At 61.9% G+C, this 16444-nt stretch carries 22 protein-coding genes and 1 pseudogene; 12 read left to right on the forward strand and 11 right to left on the reverse strand.

All coding sequences use genetic code 11. The features are described from left to right. Window positions 1-542 precede the first annotated feature (542 nt). The 3 genes from K9B33_RS20990 to K9B33_RS21000 all read right to left on the reverse strand — a co-directional run bounded on the left by K9B33_RS20990 (window position 543) and on the right by K9B33_RS21000 (window position 2396). A complete protein-coding gene (locus K9B33_RS20990; protein WP_224551062.1) occupies window positions 543-950 on the reverse strand; it encodes a BLUF domain-containing protein in 408 nt (135 codons plus the stop codon). A gap of 670 nt (window positions 951-1620) precedes the next feature. Beyond that, the gene (locus tag K9B33_RS20995) at window positions 1621-2088 is read right to left on the reverse strand and encodes a TspO/MBR family protein (RefSeq protein WP_224551063.1); all 468 of its coding nucleotides are present in this window, start codon (window positions 2086-2088) and stop codon (window positions 1621-1623) included. A gap of 62 nt (window positions 2089-2150) precedes the next feature. Then, window positions 2151-2396, reverse strand: a complete 246-nt coding sequence (locus K9B33_RS21000; RefSeq protein ID WP_224551064.1) for a glutaredoxin domain-containing protein — start codon at window positions 2394-2396, stop codon at window positions 2151-2153. Between the two features lie 265 nt (window positions 2397-2661). On the opposite strand from K9B33_RS21000, the gene K9B33_RS21005 reads away from it, so the two are divergent. The 4 genes from K9B33_RS21005 (at window position 2662) to K9B33_RS21020 (ending at window position 6297) form a co-directional block, all read left to right on the forward strand. After that, on the forward strand, window positions 2662-2988 hold the full coding sequence (locus K9B33_RS21005; protein WP_224551065.1) for a polyhydroxyalkanoic acid system family protein: 327 nt from the start codon (window positions 2662-2664) through the stop codon (window positions 2986-2988). A gap of 712 nt (window positions 2989-3700) precedes the next feature. Next, window positions 3701-3913 carry a hypothetical protein gene (locus tag K9B33_RS21010; RefSeq protein WP_224551066.1) on the forward strand — a complete coding sequence of 71 codons (213 nt, stop codon included), beginning with the start codon at window positions 3701-3703 and terminating at the stop codon, window positions 3911-3913. 245 nt (window positions 3914-4158) lie between these two features. After that, the gene (locus K9B33_RS21015; RefSeq protein WP_224551067.1) at window positions 4159-4446 is read left to right on the forward strand and encodes a hypothetical protein; all 288 of its coding nucleotides are present in this window, start codon (window positions 4159-4161) and stop codon (window positions 4444-4446) included. A gap of 75 nt (window positions 4447-4521) precedes the next feature. Continuing rightward, on the forward strand, window positions 4522-6297 hold the full coding sequence (locus K9B33_RS21020; protein ID WP_224551068.1) for an SLC13 family permease: 1776 nt from the start codon (window positions 4522-4524) through the stop codon (window positions 6295-6297). A 197-nt stretch (window positions 6298-6494) separates the two neighbouring features. Here K9B33_RS21020 and K9B33_RS21025 read toward each other — a convergent pair whose 3' ends face one another. Next, window positions 6495-6746, reverse strand: a complete 252-nt coding sequence (locus tag K9B33_RS21025) for a hypothetical protein (RefSeq protein WP_224551069.1) — start codon at window positions 6744-6746, stop codon at window positions 6495-6497. Window positions 6747-6813: 67 nt separating this feature from the next. Here K9B33_RS21025 and K9B33_RS21030 point away from each other — a divergent pair, with 67 nt between their 5' ends. From K9B33_RS21030 to K9B33_RS21050, 5 genes are all read left to right on the forward strand, one after another. After that, window positions 6814-7296, forward strand: a complete 483-nt coding sequence (locus K9B33_RS21030; protein WP_224551070.1) for an MgtC/SapB family protein — start codon at window positions 6814-6816, stop codon at window positions 7294-7296. A gap of 89 nt (window positions 7297-7385) precedes the next feature. Then, window positions 7386-7568 carry a DUF3008 family protein gene (locus K9B33_RS21035; protein ID WP_224551101.1) on the forward strand — a complete coding sequence of 61 codons (183 nt, stop codon included), beginning with the start codon at window positions 7386-7388 and terminating at the stop codon, window positions 7566-7568. Window positions 7569-7571: 3 nt separating this feature from the next. Next, complete coding sequence (gene trxC, locus K9B33_RS21040; RefSeq protein WP_224551071.1) at window positions 7572-8027, forward strand: thioredoxin TrxC; 456 nt, start codon at window positions 7572-7574, stop codon at window positions 8025-8027. A 20-nt stretch (window positions 8028-8047) separates the two neighbouring features. Next, window positions 8048-8497: a hypothetical protein gene (locus K9B33_RS21045; protein WP_224551072.1), complete on the forward strand. Its 450-nt coding sequence runs from the start codon at window positions 8048-8050 to the stop codon at window positions 8495-8497. Then, window positions 8494-9429, forward strand: a complete 936-nt coding sequence (locus K9B33_RS21050; protein WP_224551073.1) for a cation transporter — start codon at window positions 8494-8496, stop codon at window positions 9427-9429. The genes K9B33_RS21045 and K9B33_RS21050 overlap by 4 nt, the downstream gene beginning before the upstream one ends. Here K9B33_RS21050 and K9B33_RS21055 read toward each other — a convergent pair. The 3 genes and pseudogenes from K9B33_RS21055 to K9B33_RS21065 form a co-directional block, all read right to left on the reverse strand. Further along, a pseudogene (locus K9B33_RS21055) lies at window positions 9426-10277 on the reverse strand (cation diffusion facilitator family transporter). The gene K9B33_RS21050 and the pseudogene K9B33_RS21055 sit on opposite strands and share 4 nt — an antisense overlap. Beyond that, window positions 10250-10561 carry a hypothetical protein gene (locus K9B33_RS23305; protein ID WP_224551074.1) on the reverse strand — a complete coding sequence of 104 codons (312 nt, stop codon included), beginning with the start codon at window positions 10559-10561 and terminating at the stop codon, window positions 10250-10252. The pseudogene K9B33_RS21055 and the gene K9B33_RS23305 overlap by 28 nt, the downstream one beginning before the upstream one ends. After that, on the reverse strand, window positions 10558-10833 hold the full coding sequence (locus tag K9B33_RS21065; protein WP_224551075.1) for an HU family DNA-binding protein: 276 nt from the start codon (window positions 10831-10833) through the stop codon (window positions 10558-10560). Before K9B33_RS21065 ends, K9B33_RS23305 begins: the two co-directional genes overlap by 4 nt. 136 nt (window positions 10834-10969) lie before the next feature. Between K9B33_RS21065 and K9B33_RS21070 the strand changes: the two genes are divergently transcribed. Then, complete coding sequence (locus K9B33_RS21070; protein WP_224551076.1) at window positions 10970-11176, forward strand: hypothetical protein; 207 nt, start codon at window positions 10970-10972, stop codon at window positions 11174-11176. A 454-nt stretch (window positions 11177-11630) separates the two neighbouring features. Here K9B33_RS21070 and K9B33_RS21075 read toward each other — a convergent pair whose 3' ends face one another. Next, window positions 11631-12203 (reverse strand): DUF4142 domain-containing protein, encoded by a 573-nt coding sequence (locus K9B33_RS21075; protein WP_224551077.1) that lies wholly within the window; start codon window positions 12201-12203, stop codon window positions 11631-11633. A gap of 145 nt (window positions 12204-12348) precedes the next feature. Between K9B33_RS21075 and K9B33_RS21080 the strand changes: the two genes are divergently transcribed. Together K9B33_RS21080 and K9B33_RS21085 are read left to right on the forward strand one after the other, a co-directional pair. Beyond that, the gene (locus K9B33_RS21080; protein WP_224551102.1) at window positions 12349-12771 is read left to right on the forward strand and encodes a DUF3597 family protein; all 423 of its coding nucleotides are present in this window, start codon (window positions 12349-12351) and stop codon (window positions 12769-12771) included. Next, window positions 12737-13096 (forward strand): UvrB/UvrC motif-containing protein, encoded by a 360-nt coding sequence (locus K9B33_RS21085; protein ID WP_263499676.1) that lies wholly within the window; start codon window positions 12737-12739, stop codon window positions 13094-13096. Before K9B33_RS21080 ends, K9B33_RS21085 begins: the two co-directional genes overlap by 35 nt. Window positions 13097-13204: 108 nt before the next feature. Here the strand turns inward: K9B33_RS21085 and K9B33_RS21090 are convergent, their stop codons facing one another. The 3 genes from K9B33_RS21090 to K9B33_RS21100 form a co-directional block, all read right to left on the reverse strand. Then, a complete protein-coding gene (locus K9B33_RS21090) occupies window positions 13205-13507 on the reverse strand; it encodes a hypothetical protein (protein ID WP_224551079.1) in 303 nt (100 codons plus the stop codon). A gap of 81 nt (window positions 13508-13588) precedes the next feature. Beyond that, window positions 13589-14374 carry an SHOCT domain-containing protein gene (locus tag K9B33_RS21095; protein ID WP_224551080.1) on the reverse strand — a complete coding sequence of 262 codons (786 nt, stop codon included), beginning with the start codon at window positions 14372-14374 and terminating at the stop codon, window positions 13589-13591. Beyond that, a complete protein-coding gene (locus tag K9B33_RS21100) occupies window positions 14371-16062 on the reverse strand; it encodes a YbhB/YbcL family Raf kinase inhibitor-like protein (RefSeq protein WP_224551081.1) in 1692 nt (563 codons plus the stop codon). The genes K9B33_RS21095 and K9B33_RS21100 overlap by 4 nt, the downstream gene beginning before the upstream one ends. Between the last annotated feature and the right edge of the window lie 382 nt (window positions 16063-16444).

Genomic DNA, 16444 nt, shown 5'->3' on the forward strand with positions numbered 1-16444 from the left:
GAGAGTGTGGCGCGGATCCAAGCATGCGCCTTCCAATTCAGCGTCATAATCGGTTGGTCGCAGCAGCTGGACGTTGAGGAGCTCTGGTAAGACGGAAGCTACAAAAGTTACGTCATTGACCGCCGCCCTTCGCCTTTCGACGCGGCTGACAGATTGTTATGAGCTGACCGGTTACCTTGATACGTCAGCGAATGATTAGGCAAGCCAGCAGGATGATAAGGGCCGCGACTGCGCCAGCAATTATCGCAAATAGCTCAACTTTCAAAGCGCGCGGAGGCGAAAGCTTTTCCTGTCCCCGAGTCCGCGTCCATCGCCGGCACATCATCCCCCCTTGCAGTTACGGACAACGTCGCACGGCCTGTCACTCGATTTAGCAGCCTTGACGATACAAAGTAGCTACCGTGCAACATTATGGGGGCTGGATCAGGTCATTCCCGGTTGGCACACCAGAAGCAAGATAGGAGATACTACGATATCGCGCGCGGCGGGAACCGGACAAGGGCAACTGGTTTGCTGCGGATGTACGGCAATTTGTTGGACGGTCATGCCGGTAAATGAGTTTCAACAAAGCCGGTAAAATATGCGCGGAGTGTCGGATCAGCAATTGGTCCCACTAAGGCAGCTATTTGCTGCTCCAGCGTTGCCGTGTCCGCTGCAACGCCGCCTTGCTCATAACCCATCGCCCATGACGCAAAAGCCCTCCTTGTGATTTCCCTATCATGCAGCTTAACCAATGCGAAATGACGCGGATCGGCCGCAATACGCTTATAGGTCGCGGTGACGTTCTGGTCTGGCCCTTCGAGTACCTGCAGAAAACGACGGCCGCCGACCACGAGCAATCCCGTTATGTCGGCGGCAAAGTTCGCCTTTCGCGATTTCACCAGTAGGTCATCGAATTCCGTCGACTTCAGGATTGAGCGAGCCGTGCTGATGTAAAGGAGGCGCTTCATTCGGTATCTCCTGACCTGCGCCGCTGGATAACGCAAAAATTCGAATATTAGATTAATAAGACGTTTAACCTCGGTTAGTTCGCTGTTTCATTGTGCCGGGTGTTTGATCTGCGGACTGGTGGTAAGATCGACCGTGATGCTTGGAGGGATGAGGTGTGACCATCTGGGCTGAGATCAGATCGCCATATAGGCTTCAAATATGCCATCTCAGCCTCGGCCAATTTTGCCGAGGCTAGATCAGCGACTTTCCCAAAAGGGAAACCCATTTACGGGTACATGACCTCTTGACCCGCAATGGCCAGCCCAGCGCGGTCTGCGTACGCCTTAGCGAGTTCCCTATGCTGTCTGACGGCAGTCGGAATGAAGCAGCTTTGGCGATCAGCTACTGCTTCCTGCAGCGCCACGCGGAGTAAAAGATATTCCAGCCTTTCATCATCGCGCTCTAAGTCCGCCAATTTTCTCCCACTCGCTCACCCGAACTTTGAACGGTCCGGAAAAGGCCATAAGAAGCGGTTTTATCCAACTGGTTGCGGTGACGTCAGGTCTGGAAGAGCTCGGATTTTAAGATAGCTAAATATTGGCAGAAACGGGAGGCGGCGTGTTGGCACTCCCAGCCCGATATTGGTCGCAAGGTTGTTGCGCTGCTGCGCGTAGCCCGGCGCGGTCAGGCTCACTGGACTCCAGTTGCTGGATTGCGCTGTGATATTCGCGTCGCTAGCAAGGTCGCAAAGGCAAGCCAGCCTAAAAGCGGGACCGCCGTCTGCTGCGCCACATGATCGACCTTGTGCGTCGTCGCGACATAGGCGGCGGTCGTCATGAGTATCGCGCCAGAGGCGGTCGCACTTCCGGCCAGGGCATGCTTGCGGAAGAAGTTTTCGGTCCAGCCACCAATCATGCCCGTTGTCGCCAACCAAAGACCGATCGATGCGCTTCGCCTTCCGGACGGCGTGCGTCGCAAGAGGCGGTAGCCGCCCACCGCCATGCTGGTTTCCAGAATAGGCCACACCGCGCCGAAAACCGCATCTGGTGGGGTGTAGCTGGGCTTATCCAAGCGACGATACCAGTTTCGAATGCCCGGATGAGACGGGTCGGGCGCGTTGCGACGACCGATCAGCGCACTAAGGCTAAGAATTCCCACCACAATGCTACCAGCGAGAATCGGCGAGAGGCCGGCCGGCTGGGGCCCGCTCTGAAGAGTGCTCAAGCTTCGAGGTAGCGCTGGAGATCGTCACTGCCGCCGATCCGTCTGCCGCCGATGAAGACCTGCGGCGTCGTCGCGACGTCGTGCTCGTCTTCGAACTTTTCCACCTCCTCCCGCGTGCGGAGGATGTGTTCCTCAATGGTGAAGCCATGCTCCTCAAGCAACGACTTGGCATGAACGTCGAAGGGACATTCCTCCTCTGGAAGGATCATCCGGTACAGCGTTGCTGTCTTGTCATCGGTCATGCACTGTCCTCGCGCTAATCTAATCCATTTCCTCTACAGCGAAGCGCCGGCGTCGATGTTCCGGTGCGAATCGTGACGAAGGACGCGAATGAGCTTTCGGCAACGCGAGCGCTCGGACAGTTGCGGCTGAGCGGTAAGACCGTTCGCGAGATGACGTAAGCGAATCCCAGCTATACCCAGATCCGCCTCCAAACCCGTGATTTCGCGATTCGTTAGAGCCCTTATTCGCAGCGGAACAACCCGCCACTCTACGCGTCCCCCTGCCATGGCACAGCCCACCATCATCGACATTCCGCACGCCCTCGGCCGCGAGGAGGCTAAGCGCCGCATGGCTGCCCGCGTGGGCAAGCTAGCCTCCCACATCCCCGGCGGCGCGGCCACCGTCACCCACAGTTGGCCAAGCGCCGACCGCATGCTGCTGACCGTGTCCACCATGGGTATAGAGGTGCCTTGCACCATCGACGCTGAGGACACGCGCTTGCGCGTTACTGTCCACCTGTCTGGAATGCTCAGCCTGATGGCCGGGCCTATCGCTGCTGTCATAAGGTCGCAGGGCGAGCGGCTGATGGTTGAGGACAAGTCCGCCGCGTAGCTAGGCGGTCAGTGCCGGGATAGGAGCAATTTTCCTGGGCGCAATCGCGTCGGCACTTTTCACATTTGCCGTCAGAATGCAGGCGGGACATAGAGGGAGTGCCTTTCAGGCATCCTCTCCTATAACTCTTCGGGCTGATCTGCGGATCGGCCCTTTTTTTGTCCGGCGTCTTCCGCTAGGGAATCGCCGCTGCTGCCGCGCCGAATAATATAATTCTGGAGCGGAGCCGCCGGTAAGACCGGCAGGGCGAGGCTGCGGCGTGGGGGATGGAGTCGCCGTATATCGGCGGGCTCTCCCCCATCTCGCAGAGGCGGCGCTCGACAATAACCTCGATCACCCTTTCCGATGGCGCACGTATATCAGCGCTGCTACGATGGCCGCAGAGCCGACCCCGATGGCCGCACTCATAGCACCAACCTTGCCGGCCGAAGCATCCTGCTTAGGCTCGTTCTCGTCAGGCGCATGGTCCGCGTCGGTCCGAAGGGCCACGTGTAAGGGATGCACTGGATAGGGCGGCGTGCTGGCGGCGGGCACTGCGGGCTTATGGGTCACTGAAACATCACTCCTGTTGCAACAGCTCAACTGCTGACGCGCGCGACAGTTGCTGATCCCACGTTTAAAACCGGTAACCTACGGTATGCGTGGCCCCGCCTGGGAACTCCGCACGCGACCTGGAGATACTGACCGGACGCACCCCCAGCAAGGACAGACCATGGAAGAGAAGCGCCCAGGCCAGCACCCCGATGAGGAACTGACCGAAGCCACTGGCAAGGACGGCTCGGCATTTTCGCCTCGCCCGTCGGACGACAAGCCCACGGCCATGGAGCGGGAGCTATTGCGCCGGGCGCAGAAGCGCGCCGACGCCGACCGCGAGGACGCGCGCCGCACCGGCCACGGCGACCACCAGGGCGAGTTGGGCTTCTGAACGCCCGCACGCCGTCTTTCGCGTGTTCCTTTTTGTTTCATTCTGTGCCGCATGTCTGGCCACTCCATAAATTCCTGCCATTCTGTTTCTTTCGGTTCGGGCGAACGTGATCGGCCAGACGAGCCAGCAAATGTCTGCATCGTTCAATTTCCCACCAGTTCCGTTTGATTGCGCGGTCCTGAACCAACATTGGATCCGCGCGTTCGCCAGATATTCCATCCTCCCGAACCGACAGGACGACCTTGATGAAGACGCCTCGCCGCAAGCTGATGGAAAAAGCCGGTATCGTGAAGCCCAAGGATAGCGGGTCCGAAGCCGCCATGAAGATGACCCTGATTGAAACCGCTGGTCGGGCTGCACTGACGGCAACGGTGACATTTGCGGTCGGCTGGATGTTGAAGAAAATGTTCGACAAGAGCGTGGAACAAGCCGTGCCGCAACCGCAGCCCAGGATAAAGCCGTCAAGCGTCGCTCCGACCTCACCGGCGGCCTATCGGTCCCCGCCACGACGCCTGCCGCCCGATCAGGAATGACGCGCGCAGACCTGCCCTGCCGGGAAGAACAGCCTTAGGATCCCGCGATATATGCCCCTTGAAACTTGAGGCCCGATGACGCTTCCTCAATGGCTTTCGATCGCCACCCTGGTCGGCATGATGTGCCTCTTCCTGTGGGGGCGGTTCCGCTACGATGTGACGGCCGTCATCGCCCTACTGGCAGCGCTCGTGCTGGGGATCGTCAAGCCGGCCGACGCATTTAAGGGCTTTGCGGACGATATCGTCATCATCGTGGGCTCCGCTCTCGTCATATCCGCCGCCGTGCAGCGGTCCGGGGTGATCGAGATCGCCATGCGCTTTTTGGCGGGACGCGTGACCAGCATTCGCTCGCAGCTGCTGGTGCTGACGGCTTCGGTCGGCTTGTCGTCTGCGCTGGTCAAGAATGTGGGCGCGCTCGCCATGTTGATGCCCGCCGCCGTTCAGATGGCCAAGAAGAACAAGGCGAGCCCTTCGGTCTTCCTGATGCCGATGTCCTTCGCGTCCTTGCTGGGTGGGCTGATGACGCTGGTCGGCACCTCGCCCAACATCATCGTCAGCCGCGTTCGCGACGAGATGACCGGCAAGCCCTTCGCCATGTTCGACTATTTTCCGACCGGTTTCGGCCTGCTCGTCGTCGGCCTCATCTTCCTGCGCTTCGGCTATCGCCTCCTGCCTCGCGACCGCCGCGCCGCGCCGACCATGGGAGAAGCGCTCAATATCTCGGGCTATGTCACCGAAGCGTCAGTGACGGAAGGATCGCAGGCGATCGGCGAGACGATCGCGGAGTTTATCGCGCGTCACGAGGATCAGGTGACGGTCATGAGCCTGCTCCGCGGCGATATGCAGGGCACGGTCCATCCCCATGTCCATCTGCGCGAGAGTGACATCCTCATCCTGTCCGGTGCGCCCGATGCCCTGGAGCGCGTGATCGCGCGCGACCGGCTTGCTCTGACCGGCGAAGGCAAGGAGGGTGCGGAGGGCGAGGATCGCGACGAGATCGGCGTCATCGAGGCGGTCGTCACGACCGATTCCGTCCTCATCGGGCGCACCGCCGGCCGGTTGTCGTTGCGCGAGCGGTTCGGCGTGAACCTGATCGCGGTATCGCGAGCGGGCGAGCATCTGACCCGCAAAATCGGACAGACCGTGCTCCAAGCCGGAGACGTCATCGTGATGCAGGGGCCGGTCGCCTTGCTGCCCGACCGGCTTGGCCAACTCGGCGCCCTCCCCCTGGCGGCGAGGGAAATGCGCCTTGGCAATTCCAACCGCAGCTGGCTGCCCATCTTGATCCTGGTAGTCGCCATGATCGCCACCGCGACCGGCGTTGTACCGGTTGCAGTGGCCTTCTTCGCTGCGGCGGCGCTGGTCATCGTCACTGGCGCGCTTCCCGTAGGCGAAGCCTATGAAGCGGTCGAATGGCCCATCCTCATCATGCTTGCGGCGTTGATCCCGGTCAGCGAGAGCCTGCAGACGACCGGTGCGTCGGACATCCTTGCAACCGCCCTCGCCCACGCCGCGGCAACGCTGCCCGCCTGGGGCGCGGTGGCTCTGATCCTGGTGGCCGCGATGGCGGTTACGCCGTTCCTCAACAACGCCGCGACCGTCCTCGTCATGGCGCCGATCGCGGCGGTATTCGCGCATGATCTGGGATATCGTCCCGAGCCGTTCCTGATCGCCACGGCCATGGGTGCGGGATGTGATTTCCTGACCCCGATCGGCCACCAGTGCAACACGTTGGTGTTGGGGCCCGGGGGTTACAGGTTCAGCGACTATGCAAGATTAGGCGCACCACTCTCCCTGTTGGTCGTGCTGGTCGGCACGCCGCTTATTCTTTGGACCTGGCCTCTTCGATAACGACCCTTCCAGCCACTTAGCGACTGATTTTCCGTTCTTAGGAACGATCTGTCTGCTTTCCAGTGCTGGATGCCCAAGACTGGCAGCTAGGCGTCGTGGGAACCGATCGACGTGCGATAAACCTTCAGTGCTCGAGCCATGCCTGATCAACACATTCCGACCGCAAGAGCTCCCTGCTGATGGAGCTAGGAGCAGCGCTAGAAACCTTCTTCGCCCTTGTGGTCGCCATGACCGGTGTCGCGCATCTTGGCACGGTCGGCGTCGGCCTGTTTACGCGCACGTCGCAGCCATTCACGCTCCATTGCCGTGGGCGTCTTGTCTGACGGATTGGAGGACATATTGACGACATCGCCGCGAGCGGGTTCGGTCAGTTCCTCATCAGGGTGTTGGCCTGGGCGCTTTTCTTCCATTGGGTCCTCCTCGTCCTTCGGATCGCCGATGGGACGCACGGACGCCCCTTGCTGTTCCAATCGGCATTTTGCGCATCTGATCGCTAACCTGCGCGCTATGCCATCCATGCCCGACAGCTCTGCCTTTCTACCGCATATAACAGCCCTCGCGGTCGCCTATCTCTTGGCGATCCCCATCGGGTGGAACCGGGAACGGGAAGAGCGGAGCGCGGGGCTTAGAAACTTTCCTCTGGTGGCGGTCGCCAGCTGCGGCTTTGTTCAGGCCGTCGAGACCATGATGGCGCACGATCCGGCCGCGATCGCGCGCGTACTGGAGGGCGTGATCGGCGGTATCGGCTTTCTTGGCGGTGGCGCGATCCTGCAACAACGCAATTCCGTCAAGGGTACGGCCACGGCCGCCAGCCTTTGGGCAACCGGTGCAATCGGCGTCGCGGCGGGTCTTGCGAGCTATGCCGTCGCCGTCACGATCACCCTGTTCGTCCTCTTCACCTTGTGGATCATGGCGCCGCTCAAATCCGACGCGAATGAAAAGTCCGACGAGCCGGCTAGCGCGAAGGATAACGCTCAAGGCGCGTCCGATCGAAAATGATTTCCTAATCGGGGGCATTTCTCCGCGCCTGGGAGCGGTTGGAGCGATTGCGGGTTTATTTCGCGAGACAGGAATTACAGGAGAGCATCATGCCAGCAACATCCAAGGCGCAGCAAAGGGCGGCCGGCGCGGCCCTCGCCGCCAAGCGCGGCGATCAGCCTAAATCCAAACTGCGCGGCGCATCCAAGCAGATGGAGAAATCGATGAGCGAAAAGCAGCTTGAGGAATTTGCCGGCACCGATCGCAAAGGGCTTCCGGAAAAGAAGGGCTAAGCCATGGCGACCGACACGGTCGACGCGCTCATCATCGCCTGCCCAACCTGCGCGGCGTCCAACCGTGTGCCAAGGGACAGGCTGAGAGCGAGCGGAAAATGCGGCAAATGCCACGCGCCGCTCTTTCAAGGCGCGCCGGTCACGCTGACCGCCCGAAATTTCGATGCCCATGCAAGCCGCGCCGACATCCCGCTTCTCGTCGATTTCTGGGCAAACTGGTGCGGTCCCTGCCGGCAGATGGCGCCCGCCTTCGCGGCGGCGGCTCGGCGGCTGGAGCCCGATATCCGGCTTGGCAAGCTCGATACGGAGGCCGAGCAGGCCATTGCGGGGCGCTACGGCGTCCGTTCGATCCCGACATTGATCCTCATCAAGGACGGCCGCGAGATCGCGCGTCAGTCTGGCGCGATGCCGGAACAGGCGATCGTCGCCTGGGCCCGACAGGCCGGGAGCGGACTTTGAACGGGCGAAGAGGTCATCGAATGAAACAAGGCATTATTGCTATTGCCTTTCTGCTGCTGGGCGCCTGCGATGCGCTGCCACGCGATCCCGCCAACACATCGGACCGGATCGCACGGAGCCACAGCTTCACCGTCGCGCTGACCGACTCTTCCGTGCGCGCCGCCCCCGAAGTCGACAGGCTGATCCGAGAGATCGAACGGCGCACCAAGGCGCGTGCGCAGTGGCGCATTGGATCGGGCGAGCTGGTGCTGCAGCAGTTGGACGATGGCACGCTCGACCTGGCGATCGGTCGCTTCACGGCCGAAAGTCCTTGGGCAACCGATGTGGCCTTCGCCCCCGCCCTCTCCACGACCGGGTCCAAGGACTCCCCGATCGAACTGAAGGCCGCCATGCGCAACGGCGAGAACCGCTGGATCATGACGGTCGAGCGCGCGAGCCGGGCAATAACGCAGGAAGCACGGGAGCAATGAGCGACAATAGCCTTCCGCATGAACTGGGCGAGACGATGGGTAAAGCCATCCGCCTCGAATATTGGAACATTTTCTGGACGCTGACCATCATCGTCACCATGGGTCTGGTGCTGGGCCAGAGCGAGACGATGAAGACCGCCTGGATCGAGGACACGCTGGGCCTGGTGCCGCCCATCATGTTCCTGGTCGCCGCGCATATGGAGCGCAACGGCTCCCGCTCCCGCCGTTTCCCCTTCGGCTTCGAACGGGTCAACGGCCTTGGCTTCTTCGTCGCGGCAGTCGCGCTGACGGCCGTTGGCGCTCTGCTGCTCTACAATGCACTGATGGCGCTGGGTTCAGCCGAACACGCGACCGTGGGATCGATCGTCATTCTAGGCCAGGACATCTGGCTCGGCTGGCTGATGCTTGCCGCGCAAATCTATTCGCTGATCCCGCCCCTCTTTATCGGCCGCAAGGAATTGCCGCTCGCTGAGCAACTCAATGACAAGCTGCTTCATACCGACGCACTGATGAACAAGGCCAACTGGCTGACCGGCGCGGCGGGGCTTGCCGGCATCATCGGCCTGGGCCTTGGCTGGTGGTGGGCGGACTCCGTCGCGGCCGCCATCATCTCGTTCGACGTCCTCAACGACGGGATCAAGGCGCTGCGCTCCTCGACCGCCGAACTGGTGGACGGCGCGCCCCGCGCCCTCTCCAGTACCGATCTGTCGGAGGATGCGCAGAAGGTCTGCGATCGGCTGCAGACGGAGTTTCCCGGCGCCACCATCCGGCTGCGCGAAACCGGGCGGCTGATCCGCGCGGAGGTGCACGATACCCATCCGCCGTCGGAATGCCGTCATCCCCGTCATTATTGGCCGGATGCGCAGGAACGCGCGTGGCGACTGGCGCAGGTCAGCTTCATCCCGCCAGTGGAAGAGAGCGGCAAGAGCTAGGCGGGCGGTGGCCGCCTCACGGCGTCCGCTTGCTTTTCCGGCCGGATGTAGATGGAAGTCAGCTCCGGCACCTGCGCCTTCATCTTTCGCTCAATATCTTCGATCAAGCTTTCTGCCTCGCCCATCGGCAGGTCGTCGATAAAATCGGCGCTAATCGCGACGAACACGGCGTCAGGCGCGGTGTGGATCGTGCGGACATGATTAACCGCGCTGATCTGTGGCCGCGTGTCGAGGATCGACCATAGCACCGAGATCATGGCCCGGTCCGCGCTCTCACCGATCAGCAGCCCTTTCGCCTCGCGCGCGAGCAAGACCGCGACGCCGGCCAGGATAAGCCCAATGACGATGGACGCCACGCCATCGATGCGGGGGTCTGCATATTGATGACTCGCCCAGATGCCGATGCCCGCAATACCAAGGCCGACCAGCGCCGCGCTGTCTTCGAAAAGGACGATGAATCCGGCCGGGTCCTTGGGGCGGCGGATCGACTGCCACCAGCTGCTGGCGCCGCCCTTGCCGTTGAACTCGCGCACGGCGATGACCCAGCTCGTGCCTTCGAGCAGCGCGGCGACGCCCAGCACCACATAGTTGATCGTCGGATCGCGCAGCGGCTCGGGCTCGGCGATATGCAGCCAGCCTTCGTAGACCGAGACGCCCGCGCCCACCGCGAAGATAAGGATCGCAACGACGAAGGCCTAGAAATACAGCTCGCGCCCGTAGCCGAAGGGATGGGTCGCGTCGGGCGGCCGCTTTGCCTTGGCCTGGCCATAGAGCAGCAGGATCTGGTTGCCGCTGTCGACCAGCGAATGGACGCCCTCGGTCAAGGCGCGGCGGCCGCTGTGCGACAGAAATCCTGGAAATCGATATAGCCAAGGTCGCGAAGTGCGCCCGCAATCAGATAGCGGGTATCGTCGTTCCGGGCCGACTTCATCAGGCCCTTAAGGAAAAGTAGACGTCCTTCGAAGGTCATGAACCATCCTTCCGATGCGAACCGTGCGATCTGCTCAACATTGCGAAGGCCTAAATGTCCTGCAAGCGGGCCGTTCGATCCTCGAAAGACGGAGGGATTAGCGCCAACGAAAATTTCAAATGGGAGATCGGCCCCGCCCATCGCGGGGCCGATGACCTTCATCCGTTGAGTTGATCCTTCACCGCCTTGGCGGCCGCAAATCCTAGCTTTTTCGACGCTGCTATCTGGATCGTCGCGCCGGTCGAGGGATTGCGGCCCTCCCGAGCAGCGCTTTCCTTCACCTTGAACTTGCCAAAGCCGTTCAAGGAAACTTCGTCGCCCTTGGCCGCCGCCGCGGCAATTGCCGAAAAGACCGTATCGACGGCCTTGCGCGCGTCGGCCTTGGAGAGGCCAAGCTCGCCGGCCACGGCATCAGCGAGATCACTATTGTTCATAAGGTGCCTTTCAACAAAACAAGTCCACACCCTTAGACCGTGGAGTTTGACTGGAGCAAGGGGCGGGAAGCACCACACGATCAGGGATCGATCACGACTATGGACAGTTTCGGGACCCCTCCGCTATCGAACCGACATGAGCATCGTCGCAACCATCATGAACTCGGCCACCGGTCAGCCGATCCAGAAAATGACCTTCGGGCGAATGCCCAAGCCCTGGGCCATTTTCAACCTCGCGTCCGGCGAACGCGTGAGCGCCGACCGGGTCCATGTGGGGAAGCCGGCGCCCGGAAAGTTCGTGGCGCCAGTCGAAGTCTGGGTGACGCCTAAAACGGGCGGCTAGAATGGTTAGCGATGACGCCGTTCCTCTGGTCGGCCCGCGCGTTGATCGACTGCGGGCCATTCTCGAACGCCTCCGCTCCCCGTCGGGCAATCCCATCTCCCGCGCGCGGCAATTTGTAGAGATGCAGGTTCCCCTCAGTCGTCGCGGGCCAGGTGGGACCGCCATTGGCGCGAACTCGAGGCGTATCTCGACAGCCCGGGCGATTGCTCAGGCCAGGCCTATGCGGGCCAGGATGGAGACTGTACGGCCGAGGACGAGGAATGACCGCAAGGGACCTCGTCGAACTTTTGACGGCTAGCCTGGTCCGGGATCAAGGTGGCGCCCGGCATCAACGGTGCGAACGCATCGGCAAGGTTCCATATCGACAGTGAGCGTACGCACCGGCATTGCTGCCAGGCGATTTCGAGCCGGAGCCGAGACATGCCCTCGGGACCGGAGCTGAAGTGGATGGCCCCTAGCGCTTCAGACCTTTGGCCATGTTCACATGCGCCGTCACGATTGGCACCAGTGCCGAGGCGAAGGATTTGAGCGAGGCGACGTCGCCGCTCGCAGCATAGGCCTTCAACGTGTCGAGGGTCATCTGATGCGCGCTGATCTGGGCATCGGCATAGGCCGCGTCGAACGCTGCGCCTTCCTTGCCCTTGAGCGCTTCAAGCGTCTGAACCTGCTCTGGTGTGAGGGTGGGGTCGGGCGTGATCGCCGGCACGGCCCCGCCAGCCGCCGCCTTGAGCTTTGCCGTCGAATCCGTGTGGGCCTTGATCATCGACTGGGCAAAGGCTTTTGTCGCGGCCGACGCGGCGCTGCCGGCAGCCAGCTTGGAGGTCTCGATCTCAAAATTGTCGCTGGCCGCTGCCGCATTGGCAAAGGCCTGACCGGGGCTGATCGCGGGCACGCTTTGTGCGGCCACCGCGTTCGCTGCGTTCGCCGTGTTCGTGCTGCTATTGTCGACGATGGGATCGGCTTTCTTGCCGCAGGATGCCAGCGCCAACGCGGCCACCGACACGGTCATGAGAATGCTGCGCTTCATTATCTGTCTCCCGTCGGCGGGTCACCGATGGGGCATCAACATTCGTCGCGCTGCCTCGTTCCGAGGGACCTTTCCTTCCATTGTGCCGTTGACGGCGAGAGTGCGTGATCGTCACGCCATCGCGCCGCATTTGAAAGGCAAACCAATGGGCATCTTCGGCAAGATCATGGACAAGATTTTCCATCACGACGCGAAAGCCGCGGCGCCATCCTCTCCTCCACCGCCCGCCCCTCCGTCGCATCCTGCGTCGCCGAGCCCCACGGTTGCCGCGCCCCCTCCCCCTGCGGCCACCCCCGCGCCGGCTGCCCAGGCGGTAGATGTTGGCGCTGTGCTGGCGGCGATGGCGGACATGAAAGGTGGCGGAGGCAATTATCAGAGCTCCATCGTCGATCTCCTCAAGCTGTTGGACCTCGATTCAAGTCTTGCCGCGCGAAAGGAGCTGGCCGCAGAGCTCAATATCCATGCTGGCGAAGACGGCAGCGCGGAGCAGAATATTGCTCTTCATCGAGCCGTCATAGCCAAGCTGGCCGAAAATGGCGGCATCGTCCCGGACAGTCTGCGCGCGTGATCGAACGGACAGACTGGAAGGCATCAGTGTGACTCGGCTTGAAGAATTGAGACACGCCATGGAGGACGCTGCCGCGGCGCTGAACTTCGATGAAGCCGCCCGCCTGCGCGACATGATCAGTCTCGTGCGGGCCGGCGGCGATCAGCCCGAAACCGATATCGACCCTCAGGGTCTTGAGCGGCAGCAGCCTGGTGCGATGGGTCTGGGTACGAGCCAGCAGCGCGTACGCCCCCCACAGGGCTGGGTGCGTCCCAAAAAGCCAGATCCCATGACAAGAGGTCGCAGTCGCAGGGCAAAGGGTCTCTCTAAGAGAGATGAGCTATAGCGCAGCAGGCCCACGCGGTCATCCGCGTCGTTGCGCGCACGACCCCGTCGCCTTGGTGGGCGTCGAGACGAGGCGCCTCCTCCGGATCCACGCGGTCGCCCGCCCGCGTCACGCCCGGCTGGTTTCAGGGGGCAAGTGCTCAGCCAACGCCGCGATAGTCAGACCCGAGAAGTGAGACATTGCGACACCATCGAGCAGGATCGGATGCTCGATCGTCAACCTGGCCTCCTTCTGATGCTCCTGATCGAGCGCCAACCATGCCCGCACCGCGCCTTCAAGGTTGGTGACCTCGGCAATATCCTGTCCGCCACGCGCGACATTTTCGAGCCCCGCACTGATTGACCAATCGATTGCGGGAGTCTTCGTCGTATCGCTCCAGCTTGCTTCACTCAAATTGAAGGCCTCCGCCAAGATTTCGTTCAGGTCATTCTCTCGGCACAGCGCGTAGTGGTTCCGGGAAGTTCCACCGCAAGGACAGGAAGCTATGCCGGATCACAAACGCGAAAGCAGATCTGCCTTCTTGGCCGAAAACTCGTCGTCCGTCAGTATGCCCTTTGCGTGCAGTCCGGCGAGCGCTTCGATCGTCGCGACTATGCCGCCGTCAGGTTCGGCGGCAGCAGCTCGCGGCTTCGCATGAACCCCGGCGACGGCTGTGCCATCCCCCGAAGGCCCGCCTTCATCAGGTGCCAGTTCGCCGATCGATCGGCCGTCCGTCGACACCACCGCAAGGCTGTCCACCCGGACGAGACCATATTGAGTGGTCAGAGTGAGCGACTGACCGTCACCCTGCTGCTGGCCGAACCCGATAATCTGGTGATCGGCCGTATCATAGAGCGTGATCTGCCCGCCTCTCTCAATAGCAAGGCGATGCATTGCGGGGAAAACCGCATAATGCATGTCGTTCTGCGATCCGCTCGAAGCCGGGTTACCCAGTGCAACCGGCCATCGGCCGCTTTCGCTCGACGCAGACATGTCCGATGCGGTAACGCGCGTCAGGGCTGAGACATCGGCTCGCAAGGCCGTCGCAAGGTCCTCCGCCAGAGCCGCAACCCTGGCTTTCAGACCATGGTTGAACATGTCGCCGATCATCAGCATGCCGCCGCGCGACCATTGTCCGAGACCTCCCAATTCGGCATGGTTGAATTGCGCCTGATTACCGCCACCTGCCGCCATCGCCTGTAGCAGCGTCGCTGCGGCCTCACGGCTGACGCCGTGGCGATCGGCCAGTTCATCGACCAACCGGGCACCCTCTTGCGTCAGGTTTTCCAGCGCCTTCATTTGGGTGGTGCCACTGTCTGGGCATAGGTTCCGATGAGTTCGCCCTTGGCGATCACATGACCTTTCGCTTGCGTCAGCACCGCGTCGCGATCTGCGCCCGCTGGCACCGTCAGCATCCGGTCGAGCGCCATGATCTGAAAATGATAATGGTGCGGCGGATCGCCGACCGGCGGACGCGGCCCATAATAGCCGGTCGACCCGCGCGTGGTTCGCCCCTGAAGCAGGCCTTCCGGCTCGGTCAGCCGGGGCTGTTCCTGCACGCCTTCCGGCAGCGCCGTAACGGAGGCCGGTATATTCCAGGCGACCCAGTGGACGAAGGGCGACGCGGGCTTGGCATCGGGATCTTCGACGATGAGCGCGTAGCTTTGCGCGCCGGGCACGGCGTTCCATCGTAGCGCGGGAGACGCGCCGTCGGCATAGTCGCTATGCTTCATCGGGATTGCGCCATTAGGCTGGATCGTTGCCGATGTGATACCGATTACTCCCCGCGCCGATGTTTCGGGTCGCGCGAGGGCCAGCGGCACATCGCTTCCCTTGCCCGTCTGGCGAACCATCGCAACCGCCGGCGCCATCGTCGTCACCGCATTCTTCCGGCCTTTTCCATAAGCGATGCGGTAGATCACCCCATTGGCGTCGTCCGCCATCAGCAGCGAGCCGTCCTTGGCGACCGCAAGGCCCATGGGCCTGGCGATATGCGTCTGCCCGCCATCGGTCAGGAAGCCGGTCACGAACGGCTCGATTGCCGTCGCCTTGCCGCGATCGAAGCGGATGCGAACGATATTGTAACCCGATGGCTGTTCCCGGTTCCACGAACCGCGCATCGTCGCGAAGGCGTCGCCATTATAGTCCGACGGGAAGGAAGCGCCCTTGTAGAAAAGCATCTGCATCGGCGCTGCATGAGCGTTGTAGCCCAGCACCATCGGAACGCTCTGCGCTTTCCACTGCTCCTTGGTGATCCCGCCCACCGGCGTCGACTGGGGATAGATTTTTCCATCGGCATAGGCATGGGGCCAGCCATAGGCCCTGCCGGCCTCGATGCGGTTCAACTCCTCGGGCTGATCCTCGTCGCCCAGAAAATCGATGCCGTTGTCGAGGCCCCACAGCTCACCCGACCTGGGGTCCCAGTCGAAACCGATCGTGTTGCGCAGGCCGCTTGCGAAGATCGTCCGGCTCTTGCCGTCGGGCGATATACGCAGGATCGTCGCATTCTCGGGATTGCTTTCGTTGCAGACGTTGCAAGTCGAACCAACGCTGAGATACAGCATGTCGTCCGGGCCCCAAGCGATCGTGCGGTTTGCATGCTGCCCCGCGTCGGGAAGATCGCCGGCGAGCATCGTCAGCGGCCCGAGTGTGCCGTCGCCCATGATATCGGCGACGAAGAGCTCCTTGACCGTCACCACGTACATTTTCGTGCCATGGATCGCGATACCGTGCATACCTGCCCGATTGGCGACGGTCACGGGCATGCCGTCCGCCCGACCGTCACCATCGGCGTCCTTCAGCATCAGCACATCGCCCTGATCGCGACGCGTCAGATAGACCGTCCCATCGGCCGAAACGGCGAGGACACGGGCGTTTTTGAGGCCGGTGGCAAAGGCGGTTACCGTAAAGCCCGGGGGCGCCTTGATGGACGCGATGCGTTCGGGCGTCGCCGGCACCTTGGCGGGTTTGAAGATGGTCGTCGACATCGTGACATGCGTTCCGTCGCCTTGTTGAGCGAAGGCGGTGGACATTGACGCGGATGCAAAGAGGATCGTCACCGCAAAACTGCCAGTGCCTCTCCTCGAAACGTTGCGGCCCTGGATAAAATTGCGCGCGACGAGGTGGTGGTGGCGCATGGAAATCCTTCCTGATCGAATTACGCGCTCAACGTCCCAGGCTCTGCAGACGATCCTGAACGAATGGACAGAATTGCGTTGATCCTGATCAAAGTGACGAGCCCCTTCTGGACAGGGCTATCGATGACGCAGGTTGAACCTTGCGTCCTGGGCTTGCTCTGCCCGTCAAACAGCGCTGGCCGCCTTACCCTCATAAGCGCGAAGGGTCGTAACCATGAAACTCGTGCCGACC

It is taken from the genome of Sphingobium sp. 3R8 (assembly GCF_020166615.1).
Taxonomy (GTDB): Bacteria; Pseudomonadota; Alphaproteobacteria; order Sphingomonadales; family Sphingomonadaceae; genus Sphingobium; species Sphingobium bisphenolicum.